Genomic DNA, 17,366 nt, shown 5'->3' with positions numbered 1-17,366 from the left:
CTACAGACCGGCCAGCGCCAGTAGGTGTTCGGTCTCGGGACCCCTGACCAACGCGGCGGCGGTCAACGGATCCGTCGGGCCGAGGCCGAACGACGGGCAGTCCTTGGCCAACACGCACACTCCGCAGGCCGGTTTCTTGGCATGACACACCCGGCGGCCGTGGAAGATCACCCGGTGGCTGAGCAGCGTCCACTCCTTGCGTGGGATGAGGTCGCCGATCGCGAACTCGACCTTCACCGGATCCTCGAGCTCGGTCCACCGCCACCGGCGCACCAACCTGCCGAAGTGGGTGTCGACGGTGATGCCGGGAATGTCGAAGGCGTTTCCCAGGATGACGTTGGCGGTCTTGCGGCCGATTCCCGGCAGCGTCACCAACTCGTCGAGCGTCCGCGGCACTTCGCCGTCGAAGCGCGCGACCAACTCCTGACCGAGACGCATCAGCGAATTGGCCTTGTTCCGGTAGAAGCCCGTGGTGCGGACCAGTGCCTCCAACTCCTCGCGGTCGGCGGCGGCGTAGTCGGCCGCGGTGCGGTACTTCGCGAACAGGGCGGGAGTGGCCAGGTTGACGCCCTTGTCGGTGCTCTGCGCCGACAGGATGGTCGCGACGGCAAGCTCCAGCGGGTTGGTGAAGTCGAGCTCGCAGTAGACGTGCGGAAAGGCTTGCGAGAGCGTGCGATTCATCCGCCTCGCCCGCCGGACCAGGCCGGTGTGAGTTTCGTTGTCGTACTTGGCGGATTTCGGGGCCGCCACTGCGCGCGCTGTCACGATCATCAGCCTACTGAGAGAACCGACAAGTCTAAGCGCGGACCGGTGGCAATTCGTGACCCCGCCGAGACCTTCGGCGTGTTTACTTCGCCATGTGTCCTGGTTGCTCGTAGCGTTCATCCCGGTGTTGCTGATGTTGGCAACATTCGGGCTTGATCGCTTGGAGGCGGGTCTGGACGACGACACCGTGTCTCCCGCGGACGTCACCGCGTTCCTCGAACAGGCCAAGGCAGACTGCGCCAAACCCGCGGCGCGCACGGGTGTCGTCGGGAGCTATGAATTGCTCGACGACGGATACGACGACGTCTGCCGGGAAAGCGTATTCACCGATTCGGCTCGGCATTTGCCGACGCGCGTGATCATCCCGCACGAATCGAATACGGAATTTCGACCGACTCGGCACGCTTATCGTGTGTAGCGTTGGCACCTCGCGAAGGTGCCAACGCTTAGAATGACTTCGCCATCCCGCAGGGGTGGCCTTCGTGTGTCATATTTCCAACGGCTTAAGGGGCAACGTGGACGAGATCCTGGCGAGGGCCGGAATCTTCCAGGGAGTGGAACCGACTGCGGTCTCCGCGCTGACCAAGCAGCTGCAGCCAGTCGACTTTCCGCGCGGACACACGGTGTTCGCCGAGGGCGAGCCCGGTGACCGGCTGTACATCATCATCTCGGGCAAGGTGAAGATCGGTCGACGTTCACCGGACGGCCGCGAGAACCTGCTCACCATCATGGGCCCGTCGGACATGTTCGGTGAGCTGTCGATCTTCGACCCCGGTCCACGCACCTCGAGTGCCACCACCATCACCGAGGTCCGCGCCGTGTCGATGGACCGTGATGCGTTGCGCGCGTGGATCGCCGACCGGCCCGAGATCGCCGAGCAGCTCCTGCGCGTGTTGGCCCGGCGTCTGCGTCGCACCAACAACAACCTCGCCGACCTCATCTTCACCGACGTTCCCGGTCGCGTCGCAAAGCAGCTGCTGCAGCTCGCGCAGCGCTTCGGCACCCAGGAGGGCGGCGCGCTTCGCGTGACGCACGACCTGACGCAGGAGGAGATCGCCCAGTTGGTCGGCGCGTCCCGCGAGACGGTCAACAAGGCGCTCGCCGACTTCGCCCACCGCGGGTGGATTCGCCTCGAGGGCAAGAGCGTCCTGATCAGCGACTCCGAGCGGCTGGCCCGCCGAGCTCGCTAGCTCCCGCGGGCGATTTCGGCGTGATCACCGGCGTTCACCGCCGCCAATCACGCCGAAGTCAGTCATGCAAGTAGTTCAGTTGGGCCTGCACGCTCCATTCGGCGTGCTCCCACAGCTTTTCGTCGACGTCGGTGTAGACGTGCTCGACGATCTGGCGCGCGGTCGCGTCGTCGCCGAGCACCACCAGTGCGTCGCGCACTTGGTTCAACCGTTGTCCGCGGTGGGCGAGGTACGTCGCCGTCACCGCTTCGAGGTCGGCGAGATCCGGCCCGTGCCCGGGCAGCACCGCACGCCCGCTCAGGCCGTTCAGCCGTCGCAGCGACTCAAGGTAGTCACGCAGACTGCCGTCCTCGTTGTCGATGACGGTGGTTCCTCGACCGAGCACCGTGTCCGCCGTCAGCACCGCGTCGTCCAGCACGAAGGACAGCGAATCAGCGGTATGCCCCGGCGTCGCAAGCACCGTGATGCGCACGCCCGCGGCGTCGATCACCTCGCCGTCGGTCAGCGGACCGCCAAGCCCGCGAAGAAAACCGCTGCCCACCGAACGCACGACGGCGCCGGTCCGGTCGACGAGCTTGTCGATCCCGTCGGTGTGGTCGCCGTGCTTGTGACTGATCAGCACCAGCGGGATCTTGCCCAGCGCCGCGATCCGCTCGACGTGCGCGTCGTCGTCGGGCCCCGGGTCGACGACGACCATCTCGTCGCTGCCAGGCCCCTGCAGCACCCAGGTGTTGGTGCCGTCGAGCGTCATCAAGCCGGGGTTGTCGCACAACAACACCGACGCGGTGTCGGTGACCCGCCGCAGTTGGCCGTAGGCGGGATGCGTCACGCGACCTCTACGATCAACTCCACTTCCACCGGCGCATTCAACGGCAACTCCGACACTCCGACCGCCGAACGCGCATGGACGCCGGCGTCGCCGAAGACGTCGCCGAAAAGTTCCGAGGCTCCGTTGACGACGCCTGGCTGGCCGTTGAAACCCGGTGCGGACGCCACGAACCCGACCACCTTGACCACGCGGACCACGGAGTCCACGCCGACGAGGGAGTGGACGGCGGCCAGCGCGTTCAGCGCGCACGTGCGCGCTAGGCCCTTGGCCTCTTCGGCGGTGACCTCGGCGCCGACCTTGCCCGACTGCGGCAGCTTTCCGTCGATCATCGGCAGCTGCCCGGAGGTGTAGACGAGGTTTCCGGTCCGAACGGCCGGAACGTAGGCGGCCAATGGTGCGACGACGGCGGGCAGTTCGATTCCCAGCTCCGCGAGCCGCTGCGTAGCGGTCACTTGGGCCGCTTCATGTACGCGACGAGCTGCTCACCCGTCGGCCCGGGAACGATGGAGACCAGCTCCCATCCGTCCTCACCCCACTGATCGAGGATCTGCTTGGTCGCGTGCGTCAGTAGTGCCACGGTCACGTATTCCCACCGGGTCGATTCGCTCATGTGCCCGAGCTTATCGGTGCCTGTGCGTCCGATGGCTAGCATGCAGTTGTGAGCAACGATGTTCCCGAATCCAACAGCCGGAGTTCCGTTGGCTGGCCGTCGCGGTTGAACAAGGCGCGGCTGCACTTCGTCACCGGCAAGGGCGGCACCGGGAAGTCGACCATCGCCGCGTCCCTCGCGCTGGCCCTCGCGGCAGGCGGCCGCCGGGTGCTCCTCGTCGAAGTCGAGGGCCGCCAAGGCATTGCGCAGCTCTTCGACGTGCCGCCGCTGCCGTATGAAGAGGTCAAGATCGCGACCGCCGAGGGTGGCGGTCAAGTCAACGCGCTCGCCATCGACACCGAGGCGGCGTTCCTCGAATACCTCGACATGTTCTACAACCTCGGCATTGCGGGCCGGGCGATGCGTCGCATCGGCGCCGTCGAGTTCGCGACGACGATTGCACCCGGTCTGCGGGACGTGCTGCTCACCGGCAAGATCAAGGAAATCGTGGCGCGCTCCCAGAAGGACGCGGCGAAGGGATCGAAGGGCAAGTCGACCGGTTATGACGCCGTGGTGGTGGACTCGCCGCCGACGGGACGCATCGCCCGGTTCCTCGACGTCACCAAGGCCGTCTCGGACTTGGCCAAGGGCGGGCCAGTGCACTCGCAAGCCGACGGCGTCGTCAAACTGCTGCACTCCGAGCTGACGGCCATCCACCTCGTCACCCTGTTGGAGGCCCTGCCCATCCAGGAGACCATCGAGGCGATCGACGAGCTCAAGGAGCTTGGGTTGCCGATCGGCAGCGTCATCGTCAACCGCAACATTCCGTCCTACCTCGACGCGGACGACATCGCGAAGGCCGCCGAGGGGGACGTCGACGCGGACTCGGTGCGGGCCGGTCTCGCCAAGGTCGGAATCACGTTGGGCGACGACGACTTCGCCGGCTTGCTCACCGAGACGATTCAGCACGCGACCCGCGTCAGCGCCCGAGCGGAGAGCGCGGCGCAGCTCGACGAGGTCGACATTCCGCGGCTGGAACTGCCCGCCATCTCCGACGGCGTCGACCTTGGCAGCCTGTACGAACTCGCCGAAGCACTTGCCAAGCAAGGAGTCCGATGAGCACCGCACCCACCGCCCTCGACCTGCATTCCATCCTGATGGATCGGTCCAACCGCGTCGTAGTATGTTGCGGCGCAGGCGGTGTCGGCAAGACGACGACCGCCGCGGCGATGGCGCTGCGGGCTGCGGAGTACGGCCGAACCGTTGTCGTCTTGACGATCGATCCGGCCAAGCGGCTTGCGCAGGCCCTTGGCATCAAGGATCTCGGCAACACGCCGCAGCGGGTGCCACTGGCTCCCGAGGTGACCGGCGAATTGCACGCGATGATGCTCGACATGCGTCGCACGTTCGACGAGATGGTCATCCAGTACTCCGGCGGTGACCGCGCGGAGGCAATTCTCGAGAACCAGTTCTACCAAACCGTCGCCACGTCACTCGCGGGCACGCAGGAGTACATGGCCATGGAGAAGCTGGGACAGCTACTCGGCGAGGACAAGTGGGACCTCGTCGTCGTGGACACTCCCCCGTCGCGCAACGCGCTTGACTTCCTCGACGCGCCAAAACGGCTCGGCAGCTTCATGGACAGCAGGCTGTGGCGACTGTTGTTGGCGCCGGGTCGGGGCATCGGCAAGCTGGTGACCGGCGCCGTCGGCCTGGCCATGAAGGCGCTGTCGACCGTCCTGGGTTCCCAAATGCTTTCCGACGCAGCCGGTTTCGTTCAGGCTCTCGACTCGACGTTCAACGGGTTCCGCGAGAAGGCCGATCGCACCTACGAATTGTTGAAGCGCAGGGGCACCCAGTTCGTCGTCGTCTCCGCCGCCGAGCCGGATGCCCTACGCGAGGCGTCCTTCTTCGTGGATCGCCTGTCGACTGAGAAGATGCCGCTCGCCGGCCTGATCCTGAACCGCACCCATCCCACGCTGTGCGATCTGCAGACCGACAAGGCACGGGAGGCGGCGGATCAACTGGCCGCCGGCGGCGAATCGGATGCCCTGGCGGCGGCGGTGCTGCGCGTGCACGCCGACAGGGCGCAGACGGCAAAGCGGGAAGTGCGGCTGCTGTCTCGGTTCACCGGCGCCAACCCCCACGTGGCGATCGTCGGCGTGCCGTCGCTTCCGTTCGACGTGTCGGATCTGGAGGCGCTGCGCGCCATCGCCGATCAGATCACCGGCGACGTGGAGTTTGCCTGACGACTTAGACGGCGCTGCGGTGCTTGCGCTGGGCGGCGAAGAACTCCGACCAGGACACGACCTCGGGATGCTGCTTGAGCAGGGCTCGGCGCTGACGCTCGGTCATGCCGCCCCACACACCGAATTCGACGCGGTTGTCCAGTGCGTCGGCACCGCATTCGGAGATCACCGGGCAGTGGCGGCAGATGACCGCCGCCTTTCGCTGAGCGGCGCCACGGACGAACAACTCGTCGGGATCGGCCTGGCGGCAGCGTGCCTGGGAAACCCACGCGATGCGCGCTTCGGCTTCGGCGCTTTGGACCACCACACCGTTGACTGGGGAACTCATGACTGTCCTGCGCGCCGCGGGCCGTATTCCTGACACCAGCGATCCCTTCGTCCAGCCGCCCCCTGCGACGGCCCAGTCCTCGGTGTAGAACGCAATTGCGATCTACGCCACATTGCGATCTGGAGTGTTACCTAGATCGCACTGTCAGTCAAAGCTAGGTGGTCAGGGTGGTTTTGCGCAACAGTCAAATCACGATTTTATGGGACGACCGTGCCGTGATACGGGTTTGCGCGCGTTTTGCGCTTGCGAAGCACGTGCCCCAAGGGTTAGAAGGACCGCTGCGATGCTGGTAGCGATCGGTCTCGCTACTCTGTAGCCATGTCCGACCGATCGCAGGCGACGCCGCCACCGCGGCGCGTGCCAGCCGCGGTCACCCTCATCAAGCTCGCCTGGTGCGTTTTGCTCGCCAGCGTCGTCGCCGCAGGTCTGATGTTCCCGGTGGTCGGCGGCTTCGGGCTGGTGTCCAACCGTGCCTCCGACGTGGTAGCCAACGGCTCAGCCCAACTGGTCGAGGGCGAAGTTCCCGCGGTGTCGACGATGGTCGACGCCAAGGGCAATCCACTCGCGTGGCTGTACACCCAGCGACGATTCGAAGTGCCGAGCGACCAGATCGCCAACTCGATGAAGTTGGCGATCGTCTCCATCGAGGACAAGCGGTTTGCCGAGCACAACGGCGTCGACTGGAAGGGCACGCTCACCGGCCTGTCCGGGTACATGACCGGGGCGGCCGACACCCGCGGCGGCTCCACCCTCGAGCAGCAGTACGTGAAGAACTACCAACTGCTGGTGATCGCGCAGACCGACGCCGAGAAGCGCGCCGCGATCGAAACCACACCCGCGCGCAAGCTGCGCGAGATCCGCATGGCGCTGACTTTGGACAAGACCTTCACCAAGCCGGAAATCCTGACGCGCTACCTCAACCTGGTGTCGTTCGGAAACGGCGCATTCGGCGTGCAGGACGCCGCGCAGACCTACTTCGGGATCAACGCCTCCGAGCTGAACTGGCAGCAGGCCGCCCTCCTGGCAGGCATGGTGCAGTCGACGAGCACGCTGAACCCCTACACCAACCCCGAGGGCGCCCTGGAACGTCGAAACGTGGTGCTGGACACCATGATCGACAACGTTCCCCAGGAGGCCGAGGCGCTGCGCGCGGCGAAGCTGGAGCCGCTCGGCGTTCTCCCGCAGCCCAACGAACTGCCTCGCGGCTGCATCGCCGCAGGCGACCGGGCCTTCTTCTGCGACTACGTGCTCGACTATCTCGCCCGCGCGGGGATCAGCAAGGAACAGGTCGCCAAGGGCGGCTACCTCATCAAGACCACCCTCGATCCCGACATCCAGAACCAGGTCAAGTCCTCGATCGACGGTCTCGCCCCGTCCGACCTCGACGGCGTCGCCAGCGTGATGAGCGTGATCAAGCCGGGCAAGGACAGCCACCCGATCGTCGCGATGGCGTCCAACCGCACCTACGGACTGAACACCGACGCCGGCGAGACCATGCAGCCCCAGCCGTTCTCGCTTGTCGGCGACGGCGCGGGGTCGATCTTCAAACTGTTCACCACCTCGGCCGCGTTGGAGATGGGCATGGGCATCAACGCCCAGCTCGACGCCCCGGGCCGGTTCGAGGCCAAGGGGCTCGGCAGCGGCGGCGCGAAGGGCTGCCCGCCCGCCACGTGGTGTGTGCTGAACGACGGCAACTACCGGGGCGCCATCAGCGTCACCGACGCCCTGGCGACCTCGCCCAACACCGCCTTCGCCAAGCTCATTTCCCAGGTCGGCGTGCAGCGCACCGTCGACATGGCCGTCAAGCTCGGCTTGCGTTCCTACGCGCTTCCCGGCACGGCCCGCGCCTATGACCCCGACAGCAACGAAAGCCTCGCCGACTTCGTCAAGCGGCAGAATCTCGGCTCGTTCACCCTCGGCCCGATCGAGGTCAACCCGCTGGAACTGTCCAACGTCGCCGCCACGCTTGCCTCCGGAGGCACGTGGTGCCCGCCCAACCCGATCGACAAGATCTACGACCGCAACGGCAAGGACGTCTCCGTCACTACGGAGACGTGCGAACAGGTCGTCCCCGAAGGCCTGGCCAACACCCTCGCCAACGCGATGAGCAAGGACGATCAGAGCGGAACCGCTGCGAGCGCCGCGAATTCGGCCGGCTGGAGTCTGCCGGTGTCCGGCAAGACCGGCACCACGGAGGCACACCGGTCGTCGGGCTTCTTCGGATTCACCAGCGCCTACGCGGCGGCCAACTACATCTACGACGATTCGACGTCGCCGTCGGACCTGTGCTCGTTCCCGCTGCGACAGTGCGGCTCGGGCAACCTCTACGGCGGCAACGAACCGGCACGCACGTGGTTCACCGCGATGAAGCAGTTCACCCCCGAGGACGTGGCGCTGCCGCCGACCGATCCGCGGTACGTCGACGGGGCGCCGGGTTCGAAGGTGCCCAGCGTGGCGGGCATGACTCAGGACCTGGCCCGCCAGCGGCTCAAGGACGCCGGCTTCCAGGTAGCCGACCAGGCGACACCGGTCAACAGCGGCTCGCCAGCGGGTGCGGTCGTCGGAACGTCGCCCAACGGTCAAACCGTGCCGGGGTCGATCATCACGATCCAGATCAGCAACGGCATTGCACCGGCTCCGCCGCCCCCGCCGCCGGGATTCCCCTTCGACCCGAACGACCCGAACGCGATTCCTGCGCCCGTGGGTTCGACGGTCGTGATGATCCCTGGTCTGCCACCCATTACCGTCCCGGTGCTGGGTCCGCCACCGCCGCCGCCACCTCCGTAACCGGCCCGCGGGGTCGGCAACCCGCGATGGCGGCCGCGATGTGGCAGTAGGCTGCTCCCATGTTCGCCCGTTCGACGGTACTGAAGAATTCCGCAGCTGCGGCGGCCGGATCACTGGCCGCGGGAATCGCCTACGCAACCCTGATCGAGCGCAACGCGTTCGTCGTGCGGGAGACGACGATGCCGGTGCTGACGCCGGGGTCCGCTCCGCTGCGGGTGCTGCATCTGAGCGACCTTCACATGACGCCACGGCAGCGCCGCAAGCAGGACTGGATTCGGGAGCTCGCCGGCTGGGAGCCCGACCTCGTCATCAACACCGGTGACAATCTGTCGCACCCAAAGGCCGTGCCGTCGGTGGTCCAGGCGCTTGGCGACCTGTTGTCGGTGCCTGGACTGTTCGTCTTCGGCAGTAACGACTACTTCGGGCCGTCCCCGAAGAACCCGACGAACTACCTGTTCAGGAAGTCGCATCGCATCACCGGCGAGCCACTTCCGTGGCAGGACCTGCGCGCGGCGTTCACCGAACGCGGCTGGCTGGACATGACGCACACCCGCCGCGAGATCGAGGTCAAGGGTCAGCTGGTGGCCGTTGCCGGCGTGGACGATCCGCATCTCTCCCGCGACCGCTACGACACCGTCGCCGGCGCGCCCAACGCGGCGGCGAACCTGACCCTCGGCATGAGCCACGCGCCGTACACGCGCGTCCTCGACCGCTTCGCGGCCGACGGGTATCAGCTGGTGTTGGCCGGACACACGCATGGCGGGCAGCTGTGCCTGCCGTTCAAGGGTGCGCTGGTCACCAACTGCGACCTCGACCCGTCGCGGGCCAAGGGACCGTCGCGATGGGGCGCCAACATGCAACTGCACGTCTCCGCGGGGCTGGGCACGTCGCCGTACGCTCCGTATCGGTTCTGCTGCCGTCCGGAGGCGACCCTGCTGACGTTGGTGGCGGCGCCGACCGGCGGCGGCAGCCTCGGTAGCCGGGTGAGCATGTCGCACCCGACAGTATCGGCGCGTTGACCGGCCACGACTCCATCGCCGTTCGCCGCCACCAACGCGAGTGGGTGGACAACGCGATACGGCTGATCGAGGCCGACACGAGACGAAGCGCTGACACTCATCTGTTGCGGTATCCGTTGCCGTCGGCGTGGTGCGACGGGATGGACGGCGTCAACGTCCAGCTGTACTTGAAGGACGAGACCACCCACATCACCGGCAGCCTCAAGCACCGTCTGGCGCGGTCGCTGTTTCTGTACGCGCTGTGCAACGGCTGGGTCGGCGAGAACACGACGATCATCGAGGCGTCGTCGGGCTCGACGGCCGTCTCCGAGGCGTACTTCGCGGCGATGCTGAGGTTGCCGTTCATTGCGGTCATGCCGTCGTCGACTAGTGCCGCCAAGATCCGACTGATCGAATCACAGGGTGGCCGTTGCCATTTCGTCGCCCAGTCCGGCGAGGTGTACGCCGAGGCGGAGCGGCTGGCGAAGGAGACCGGCGGCCACTACCTCGACCAGTTCACCAACGCCGAGCGGGCCACCGACTGGCGCGGGAACAACAACATCGCCGAGTCGATCTTCGACCAGATGCACGAGGAACGGTTTCCGATTCCGGACTGGATCGTCGTCGGCGCGGGCACCGGCGGAACCAGCGCGACCATCGGCCGCTATCTGCGCTACCGGCGACACGCCACGCAGTTGTGCGTAGTGGACCCACAGAACTCGGCGTTCTTCCCGTCCTACGCCAAGGGCAGTCGTGACGTGGTCGGTTCGTCGTCGCGAATCGAGGGCATCGGCCGACCGCGGGTCGAGCCGTCGTTCCTACCCGGGGTGATCGACCGAATGATGGTGGTGCCGGACGCGGCGTCGGTGGCGACGGCACATCACGTCAGCGCGGTTCTCGGTCGCAAGGTCGGGCCCTCGACGGGCACCAACGTGTGGGGGGCGTTCATTCTGCTGGCCGAGATGATCTCGGCGGGCCGGAGCGGGTCGGTGGTGACGCTGCTATGCGACGCCGGTGAGCGCTACGGCGATACCTACTTCGACTCGGAGTGGCTCGTCAACCAGGGGTTGGACCCCTCGGAGTCGACCTCGGTGCTCCACGAATTCGAGCGTTCGGGCCGCTGGGCCTGATCGCCGCTCTGGAATGCGCTGCGGCTGAAACGGTCGGAGGTCGCGAACAGCCACAGTGCGGCGATGGCGAACAACCCGAAATACATCGTGGCTCCCAAGCCGGTCATGTGAACGCCTCTCCCGAGAAATCGTCGAACGTAGTGGTTACAACGCCGTCGCGCGGGGATTCCATTCCGCACGTCGGCGTCGGTGCCGTGGTTCGACACTGTCTACCCATTCACCTCGGGGCTAACCAGGAAGGGCGACGGACGTGGGCGTTTCGCGTCCGACTGGCATGGTGCGTTAAGCTATCGACGCTCTACGCGGGGTATGGCGCAGCTTGGTAGCGCGCTTCGTTCGGGACGAAGAGGTCGTGGGTTCGAATCCCGCTACCCCGACCGCGTAATGGCAGAACAGAAGCCCCAGCCGGTTCCACCGGCCGGGGCTTTCTGCTGTTCGGGGCCGCCCGTCAGGGCAGCAGGATGTACGTCATCCCCGCGACGTTCTGGATGTCGCGGTCGTTCCAAAGTCCTTCGCCTGCGACGCCGTTCATCTCCGTCACGTGGATGTACTGCCCACCCGCGGACACGGAGTCCACCCAGGCGACGTGGCCGTAACCGCCCGCACCGGCGACACCCGGCTGGAAGACGACGATCGACCGATTCTGCGGGGTGTCGACGACGGTGTAACCGGCGGCCGCCGCCGTGTTCGTCCATTCAAGGGCATTCCCGCGCATCGCGGGATAGGAGCCGGTTGCCTCGTACCACTTCTCCGCGACGCCCCAGGTGCACTGCCCGGGCGTCCCTGGGTTGACCGACTGGGTGCGGCCGACGGTGCGGATGGCAATTTGGTCGACGGTGTCGGCGGATGCCGGCGCCGCGACGACGACGGCCTGGGCGCCCATTCCGGCCGCGAAGGCGGCGACCGCCAGTGCCGCGAGCCCACGACGGACGACGGCTCCGAACGACCTCGATTGATGCTCGGTAGTGCTGTGGTGTGCATGCGATTCAAAATCGGACATGTTAAACCTCTCGCGCGATGGTCCTCCCCGACCCGCCACATGAGGTTATATCAAAACGGTCACGATTTCGTACCGAATCGTCACCGCCGGTGCGCCACCTAGACCTTGACGAGCACCCGGTCGGCGTCTTCGTCGTGCTGGTGCGCCTTGGCGTACATCGCGAATGAGCCGTATTCGGCCAGCCCGAGCAGTAGGACGGGCCACACCGCGCCCGCGGCGAGGCTCAAGCCGAGGCGTTGCGGCCCGGGTCGCTGCTCGTCGCCGAGACGAGCGCTGGCGACGAACACCACTACTGCGGCGACCAACGCCATGGCGGTGTACCCGACGAGCAGTGTCACGACCACGATGTCTCCCTCGTAGGTTTGCTATTGGCAAATGGACTTCCCATAATGCCGGAAACCAAACCGCCGGCCTCTAACCAGCGGCTTTGCGCAGTTTGTCGAGCAGCGGAGCGGCGGCCTGATCGAGGAAGCGGTCCTGCCCCTCGTCGCCGACCTGGACCAGGGCGATGTCAGTGAAGCCCGCTTCCCAGTACTTGCGCACCGCCTCGACGATGGCGTCGAGGTCCGGTCCACACGGGATGGAGGACGCCACGTCCTCCTCGCGGACGAACTGGGTGGCCCCCGCGAAACCCGCCGTCGTCGGAAGGTCGGCGTTCACCGACCACCCGCCGGCGAACCATCGGAACTGCTCGTGGGCCCGTGCGACGGCGGCGGCCTCTTCGGTGTCCCAACAGATGGGGATTTGGCCGACGACCCTGGAGTCGCCGGGCAGGCCGGTGCCCTTGCGGGCCGCGTGCCAGCCGTCGACGAGCTCCTTGTCGGGTTCGACCGCGATGAGGTGATCCACCAGCGGCGAGAACGTCTCGACCGACCGCTCCCCGGACACCGCGGCAGCGATCGCGACGGGGACCTCGGGCACGTCCCACAGGCGCGCGGAGTCGACCTCGAAGTAGTCGCCCTTCCAGTCGACCAACTCGCCGGTGAACAGCTCGCGGATGATCTGGACGGCCTCACGCAGCATGTCCTGGCGCCGCTTGATCGTCGGCCAGCCTTGGCCCACGACGTGCTCGTTGAGGTTCTCGCCGCTGCCGACGCCGAGGGTGAACCTGCCGTCGGCCAGGATCTGCAGCGTCGCGGCCTGTTGGGCGACGACCGCGGGGTGATACCGGACCGTCGGACACGTGACGTAGGTGAACAGCTCGACCCGCTCGGTGGCCTGCGCCACCGCCCCGAGCAGTGTCCACGCATTGGGCGCATGGCCCTGCGCCGCCAGCCACGGCGAGTAGTGGTCGCTGGAGACCTCGAAGTCGAAGCCCAGACGTTCAGCCGAAACCGCGTACTCCACAAGCTGTTTCGGGCCGCTCTGCTCTGTCATGAGGGTGTAGCCGAATCGCGTCATGCATGAACGGCTACCCCGGAATCACGGCGGAAAACCGGCTAGAGGCGGTCCTTCACCGCGGCCGAGAGACGCGACGAATCCGCCTTGCCCTCGGCGATGGCCATGGCCGCCTTCATCACATGCCCCATCTGCTTGGCCCCCGGCCGCTGACCGATCTCCTCGGCCACCTGGGCCAAGGCGGTGTCCACGACGTTGGCGAGCTCGTCCTCGTTGAGCTGCCGTGGCAGGTAGTCGTCGATCACCTGGGCCTCGGCGCGCTCGGTGGCGGCGAGCTCACCCCGGCCGTTGGTGACGTAGATCTCGGCGGCCTCGCCGCGCTTGCGCGACTCGCGCGCCAACACCTTGAGTACCTCGTCGTCGGACAGCTCGCGCACCTGCTTGCCCGACACTTCCTCGGCCTGGATCGCGGCGAGCAGCATCCTGATCGTCGCCGTGGTGAGCTTGTCCCGTGCCTTCATCGCCACTGTGAGGTCGGCGCGCAGCCGCTCCTTGAGTTCCGCCATGGCGTAGACGCTACGCTCGGGCACCCCGTGCACGTTGTGAATAATCACCGGCATCGACAGGATGGGAAACATGAGCAGCGACGCCGGCGGCCCAACCGCCCCACCGCCGCCCGCATATCCGCCGCCCGGCTACGCGCAGGTCCCTCAGGGTCATTACCCACCGCCGGGATACGCACCACCGGGATACCCGCAACCGTCCGGCTACTACCCACCGCCGGGGTACTCGGGGTATCCGCCGCCCGGGTATCCGCCGATGGGGCCGCCTCCCGCACTCAAACCCGGCATCATTCCGCTGCGTCCACTCGGGATGGGCGACATCTTCAACGCTGCGGTGTCCTACATCCGCGCCAACCCGAAGGCCACGCTCGGCCTGACCACCATCGTCGTCGTGGTGACCCAAGTCGTCGCGCTACTCCTGCAGATCGGGCCGTTGGCGAGCAGCGGCCTGCTGTCACCGAGCCTCGGCGAGTACGGCCAGTCCGATCCCACGGAGATGTCCGAGGGGTCCATCGTCGGGCTGCTGCTGTCCACCGCCGCGGGCTCCATCACCACCGTCTTGGCCGGGATCGTGCTCAGCGGTCTGCTGACCGTCGTGGTTGGCCGCGCCGTGTTCGGTGCGACGATCGGCGTCGGCGAGGCGTGGCGACGGGTGCGGGGCCGCCTCCTCCCGCTGCTCGGCATCACCGCACTCGAGACGGTCGGCGCCGCGGTGCTGATCGCCGTCGTCGTCGGCGTGGTGTTCGCCGTCGCCGAACTCGCCGGTGGCGCAGCGGCATTCGTCGTCGGCGCGCTCCTTGGCCTGGCGGTCGTCGCCGCGCTCGCCTACCTCTACACGATCCTGAGCTTCGCACCGACGCTGATCGTTTTGGAGCGCATCGGCGTCGGTGCCGCGATCACCCGCTCCATCCGCCTGGTCAGAGGTGACTTCTGGCGAGTGTTCGGCATCCGACTGCTGGCAGTCGTGGTCGCCGGCGTGGTGTCCGGTGCGGTCACGGTGCCGTTCAGCCTGGTCGGCCAGGTCATGCTCATCGTCGGCGAGTCGACCAGCACGATCGTCATCGCCGTGGTGCTGATCAGCGTTGGCGGCGCGATCGGCCAGATAATCACGGCGCCCTTCAGCGCCGGCGTCGTGGTACTCCTCTACGCAGACCGGCGGATAAGGGCCGAGGCCTTCGACTTGGTGCTGCAGACCGGGGCGACGGGGACCGTCGACTCCACCGACGACCTGTGGCTCACCCAGCGCCGCTGACGTGTCCACCATCGACATCGACCGCGACGCGGCGCACGACGCCGCCCAGCGCGAACTGAGCAAGCCCATCTATCCGCGCGGCTCGCTCACCGATCAACTGGCCCGTCTGCTGGACGACCTGCTGTACAAGATCATGTCCGGTGGCGCATCGGTACCCGGCGGCTGGCTCACGATCACCGTCCTGCTCGTCCTGGTGGCGGCGGCCGTCGCCGTGGCCGTTCGAGTGGCGCGACGCACCATGCGAACCAACCGTGGCCGCCACAGCGCATTGTTCGGGTCGGTCGAGATGAGCTCGGCCGAACACCGGGCCGCCGCCGAATCGGCTGCGGCGCGTGGGGATTGGGCCTCGGCGATCAGGCATCGCCTTCGCGCGGTGGCCCGCCACCTCGAGGAGACCGCGGTCTTGTTGCCCGTCCCCGGTCGCACCGCGACCGAGCTGGCCCGCGACGCAGGTCAGGCCGTTCCGGACTTGTCAAAGGAATTGCGTTACGCGGCAACGGCTTTCAACGACGTCACCTATGGCGAGTTGCCCGGCACCGAGAGTGCGTACCGGATGATCGCCGATTTGGACGGCCATCTCGTCGACCACGTCGCCGGCGGCGCGGCCGACCAGAGCGCGTCCGACGCCACGGACGGCTGGGTCGAGGTGCGATGACCGACACCACGTCCGCCGTCGGCGCCACCGTCGTCCAGCGATGGCGGACCGTGCGGTGGGCGCTGCTGGCCCTGGTGCTCATCGTGGGCGTTTCGGCCGTCTCCGCCTATCTGACCGCTCCCCGCCAGGGCGGCCGGATGAATCCCGACGCCACCTCGCCGGACGGCGCCCACGCGCTGGTCACACTTCTTCGGGATCGTGGCGTCGACGTGGTCACCGTCAAGGACCTCGCCGGGGTCGAGCGGGCCGCGCGCCCCGATTCCCTGCTGCTGATGGCACCGACCCCCTTTCTCGTCGACGATGCTGCCCTGCAACGGATCGCGAACCTTCCGGGTGACGTGCTGCTCGTCGAGCCGACGTCGTGGACGCGGGAGGCGCTGGCTCCGAAGATCGAGCGTGCCGAAGACCCCAGCTTCGGCGGCGAACCCCGATGCGACATGCCCGAAGCCACCCGCGCAGGTCAGGTGCAGCTCAACCTCAGCGACACCTACGAACCGGTCGACGGCGCCGCACTCACCCGCTGCTACGACGGCGCGCTGGTCCGCTACACCGACGGTGGCCGCACGGTCACCGTCGTCGGCACCGCGGACTTCATGACGAACGCGGGGCTGTTGCGGGAGGGCAACGCCGCTCTGGCGATGAACCTGGCCGGCGCCCGGCCCACACTGATCTGGTACACCCCCGACCGGATCGAGGGCGAATCGGACGGCGCCACCTCGGTCATGGACCTCATCCCCGGTCGAGTCGGCTGGATCGTCCTACAACTTTGCCTCGCAGTGGGATTCGTCGCGCTGTGGCGGGGCCGTCGGATCGGTCCGCTGGTAGCCGAAGACCTCCCGGTCGTCGTGCGCGCCTCGGAGACCGTCGAGGGTCGCGGCAGGTTGTACCGGTCACGGCGGGCTCGCGACCGCGCCGCGTCGGCACTGCGGACCGCGGTGCTGCTACGCATCCTCCCCCGGCTCGGCCTCGGCTCGCAGTCCGATCCCGCGTCCGTCGTCGAGACCGTCGCCCACCGCATTCGGTACGACCCGGCTGCCGTCGAATACGCACTGTTCGGGCCCGATCCCTCCGACGACGCACAACTGTTGAGCCTCTCGCGGCTACTCGACGACATCGAAAGGCAGGTCGCCACCTCGTGAATCACCCAACGACTTCCACCACCGACGCCGACGGCGCTCGAAACGCCTTGCTTGCACTGCGTTCCGAGATCGCCAAGGCGGTGGTCGGACAGGACGCCGTGATCAGCGGTCTGGTGATCGCACTGCTGTGCCGGGGCCACGTTCTGCTGGAGGGTGTCCCGGGAGTCGCCAAGACGTTGCTGGTGCGCACGTTGGCAGCGGCGCTTCAACTCGACTTCAAGCGCGTCCAGTTCACCCCGGACCTGATGCCGGGCGACGTCACGGGATCACTGGTGTACGACGCCCGCACCGCGGAGTTCGAGTTCCGCGCCGGGCCGGTGTTCACCAATCTCCTTCTCGCCGACGAGATCAACCGCACGCCACCGAAGACCCAGGCCGCACTGCTGGAGGCCATGGAGGAGCGTCAGGTCACCGTCGACGGCGACGCCCGCCCACTACCCGACCCGTTCATCGTCGCGGCGACGCAGAACCCCATCGAGTACGAGGGCACCTATCAGCTACCGGAAGCACAGCTCGACCGCTTCCTGCTCAAGCTCAACGTCCCACTGCCGCCA

At 67.1% G+C, this 17,366-nt stretch carries 20 protein-coding genes and 1 tRNA gene; 12 read left to right on the top strand and 9 right to left on the bottom strand.

Going from position 1 to position 17,366, the window contains the following annotated elements; all coding sequences use genetic code 11:
• The gene (gene nth / locus B1790_RS22580; protein WP_233165268.1) at positions 1–681 is read right to left on the bottom strand and encodes an endonuclease III; all 681 of its coding nucleotides are present in this window, start codon (positions 679–681) and stop codon (positions 1–3) included.
• 217 nt (positions 682–898) lie between these two features.
• Between nth and B1790_RS22575 the strand changes: the two genes are divergently transcribed.
• Both B1790_RS22575 and crp read left to right on the top strand, forming a co-directional pair.
• A complete protein-coding gene (locus tag B1790_RS22575) occupies positions 899–1,183 on the top strand; it encodes a hypothetical protein (protein WP_369832406.1) in 285 nt (94 codons plus the stop codon).
• Positions 1,184–1,280: 97 nt separating this feature from the next.
• Positions 1,281–1,955 (top strand): cAMP-activated global transcriptional regulator CRP, encoded by a 675-nt coding sequence (gene crp / locus B1790_RS22570; RefSeq protein ID WP_003883807.1) that lies wholly within the window; start codon positions 1,281–1,283, stop codon positions 1,953–1,955.
• Positions 1,956–2,013: 58 nt separating this feature from the next.
• Here crp and B1790_RS22565 read toward each other — a convergent pair whose 3' ends face one another.
• The 3 genes from B1790_RS22565 to B1790_RS34395 are packed head-to-tail and all read right to left on the bottom strand — an operon-like array spanning position 2,014 to position 3,394.
• Positions 2,014–2,784: an MBL fold metallo-hydrolase gene (locus B1790_RS22565; protein WP_079925519.1), complete on the bottom strand. Its 771-nt coding sequence runs from the start codon at positions 2,782–2,784 to the stop codon at positions 2,014–2,016.
• Complete coding sequence (locus tag B1790_RS22560; RefSeq protein ID WP_079925518.1) at positions 2,781–3,236, bottom strand: RidA family protein; 456 nt, start codon at positions 3,234–3,236, stop codon at positions 2,781–2,783. The genes B1790_RS22565 and B1790_RS22560 overlap by 4 nt, the downstream gene beginning before the upstream one ends.
• Positions 3,233–3,394, bottom strand: coding sequence for a DUF4177 domain-containing protein (locus tag B1790_RS34395; RefSeq protein ID WP_142271454.1), 162 nt, complete (start codon positions 3,392–3,394; stop codon positions 3,233–3,235). The genes B1790_RS22560 and B1790_RS34395 overlap by 4 nt, the downstream gene beginning before the upstream one ends.
• Before the next feature lie 48 nt (positions 3,395–3,442).
• Between B1790_RS34395 and B1790_RS22555 the strand changes: the two genes are divergently transcribed.
• Positions 3,443–4,492 (top strand): ArsA family ATPase, encoded by a 1,050-nt coding sequence (locus B1790_RS22555; RefSeq protein WP_079925517.1) that lies wholly within the window; start codon positions 3,443–3,445, stop codon positions 4,490–4,492.
• Positions 4,489–5,622 carry an ArsA family ATPase gene (locus B1790_RS22550; protein WP_079925516.1) on the top strand — a complete coding sequence of 378 codons (1,134 nt, stop codon included), beginning with the start codon at positions 4,489–4,491 and terminating at the stop codon, positions 5,620–5,622. Before B1790_RS22555 ends, B1790_RS22550 begins: the two co-directional genes overlap by 4 nt.
• A gap of 4 nt (positions 5,623–5,626) precedes the next feature.
• Here the strand turns inward: B1790_RS22550 and B1790_RS22545 are convergent, their stop codons facing one another.
• Entirely contained in the window at positions 5,627–5,986 is a 360-nt protein-coding gene (locus B1790_RS22545; protein ID WP_056552694.1) for a WhiB family transcriptional regulator, read from the bottom strand.
• 282 nt (positions 5,987–6,268) lie between these two features.
• Between B1790_RS22545 and ponA2 the strand changes: the two genes are divergently transcribed.
• From ponA2 to B1790_RS22520, 4 genes are all read left to right on the top strand, one after another.
• Positions 6,269–8,737, top strand: coding sequence for a transglycosylase/D,D-transpeptidase PonA2 (gene ponA2, locus B1790_RS22540; protein WP_079925515.1), 2,469 nt, complete (start codon positions 6,269–6,271; stop codon positions 8,735–8,737).
• Between the two features lie 59 nt (positions 8,738–8,796).
• Positions 8,797–9,756 (top strand): metallophosphoesterase, encoded by a 960-nt coding sequence (locus B1790_RS22535; RefSeq protein WP_079925514.1) that lies wholly within the window; start codon positions 8,797–8,799, stop codon positions 9,754–9,756.
• On the top strand, positions 9,753–10,865 hold the full coding sequence (locus B1790_RS22530; protein WP_079925513.1) for a PLP-dependent cysteine synthase family protein: 1,113 nt from the start codon (positions 9,753–9,755) through the stop codon (positions 10,863–10,865). The genes B1790_RS22535 and B1790_RS22530 overlap by 4 nt, the downstream gene beginning before the upstream one ends.
• Positions 10,866–11,168: 303 nt before the next feature.
• Positions 11,169–11,242 (top strand) — tRNA-Pro (locus B1790_RS22520).
• Positions 11,243–11,313: 71 nt separating this feature from the next.
• On the opposite strand, the gene B1790_RS22515 is transcribed toward B1790_RS22520, so the two are convergent.
• The 4 genes from B1790_RS22515 to B1790_RS22500 all read right to left on the bottom strand — a co-directional run bounded on the left by B1790_RS22515 (position 11,314) and on the right by B1790_RS22500 (position 13,769).
• On the bottom strand, positions 11,314–11,865 hold the full coding sequence (locus tag B1790_RS22515) for a CHAP domain-containing protein (protein WP_079925511.1): 552 nt from the start codon (positions 11,863–11,865) through the stop codon (positions 11,314–11,316).
• A gap of 98 nt (positions 11,866–11,963) precedes the next feature.
• Entirely contained in the window at positions 11,964–12,209 is a 246-nt protein-coding gene (locus B1790_RS22510; RefSeq protein WP_079925510.1) for a hypothetical protein, read from the bottom strand.
• A 70-nt stretch (positions 12,210–12,279) separates the two neighbouring features.
• Positions 12,280–13,266 (bottom strand): LLM class F420-dependent oxidoreductase, encoded by a 987-nt coding sequence (locus B1790_RS22505; protein WP_079925509.1) that lies wholly within the window; start codon positions 13,264–13,266, stop codon positions 12,280–12,282.
• Between the two features lie 38 nt (positions 13,267–13,304).
• Positions 13,305–13,769 (bottom strand): GatB/YqeY domain-containing protein, encoded by a 465-nt coding sequence (locus B1790_RS22500; RefSeq protein ID WP_079925530.1) that lies wholly within the window; start codon positions 13,767–13,769, stop codon positions 13,305–13,307.
• Positions 13,770–13,839: 70 nt separating this feature from the next.
• Here B1790_RS22500 and B1790_RS22495 point away from each other — a divergent pair, with 70 nt between their 5' ends.
• The 4 genes from B1790_RS22495 to B1790_RS22480 all read left to right on the top strand — a co-directional run.
• The gene (locus B1790_RS22495) at positions 13,840–15,018 is read left to right on the top strand and encodes a hypothetical protein (protein ID WP_198952092.1); all 1,179 of its coding nucleotides are present in this window, start codon (positions 13,840–13,842) and stop codon (positions 15,016–15,018) included.
• 1 nt (position 15,019) lies between these two features.
• Positions 15,020–15,673 carry a DUF4129 domain-containing protein gene (locus B1790_RS22490; RefSeq protein WP_079925507.1) on the top strand — a complete coding sequence of 218 codons (654 nt, stop codon included), beginning with the start codon at positions 15,020–15,022 and terminating at the stop codon, positions 15,671–15,673.
• Positions 15,670–16,812, top strand: a complete 1,143-nt coding sequence (locus tag B1790_RS22485; RefSeq protein ID WP_079925506.1) for a DUF4350 domain-containing protein — start codon at positions 15,670–15,672, stop codon at positions 16,810–16,812. The genes B1790_RS22490 and B1790_RS22485 overlap by 4 nt, the downstream gene beginning before the upstream one ends.
• Positions 16,809–17,366: MoxR family ATPase (locus B1790_RS22480; protein WP_142271452.1), on the top strand; the 558-nt coding region annotated here is incomplete at its 3' end. The genes B1790_RS22485 and B1790_RS22480, both read left to right, overlap by 4 nt.

Source organism: Mycobacterium sp. AT1 (assembly GCF_002043095.1).
In the GTDB taxonomy this organism is placed as follows: domain Bacteria; phylum Actinomycetota; class Actinomycetes; order Mycobacteriales; family Mycobacteriaceae; genus Mycobacterium.
The sequence above is the reverse complement of the archived record's forward strand: the minus strand, read 5'-3'. Positions and strand labels throughout refer to the sequence as shown.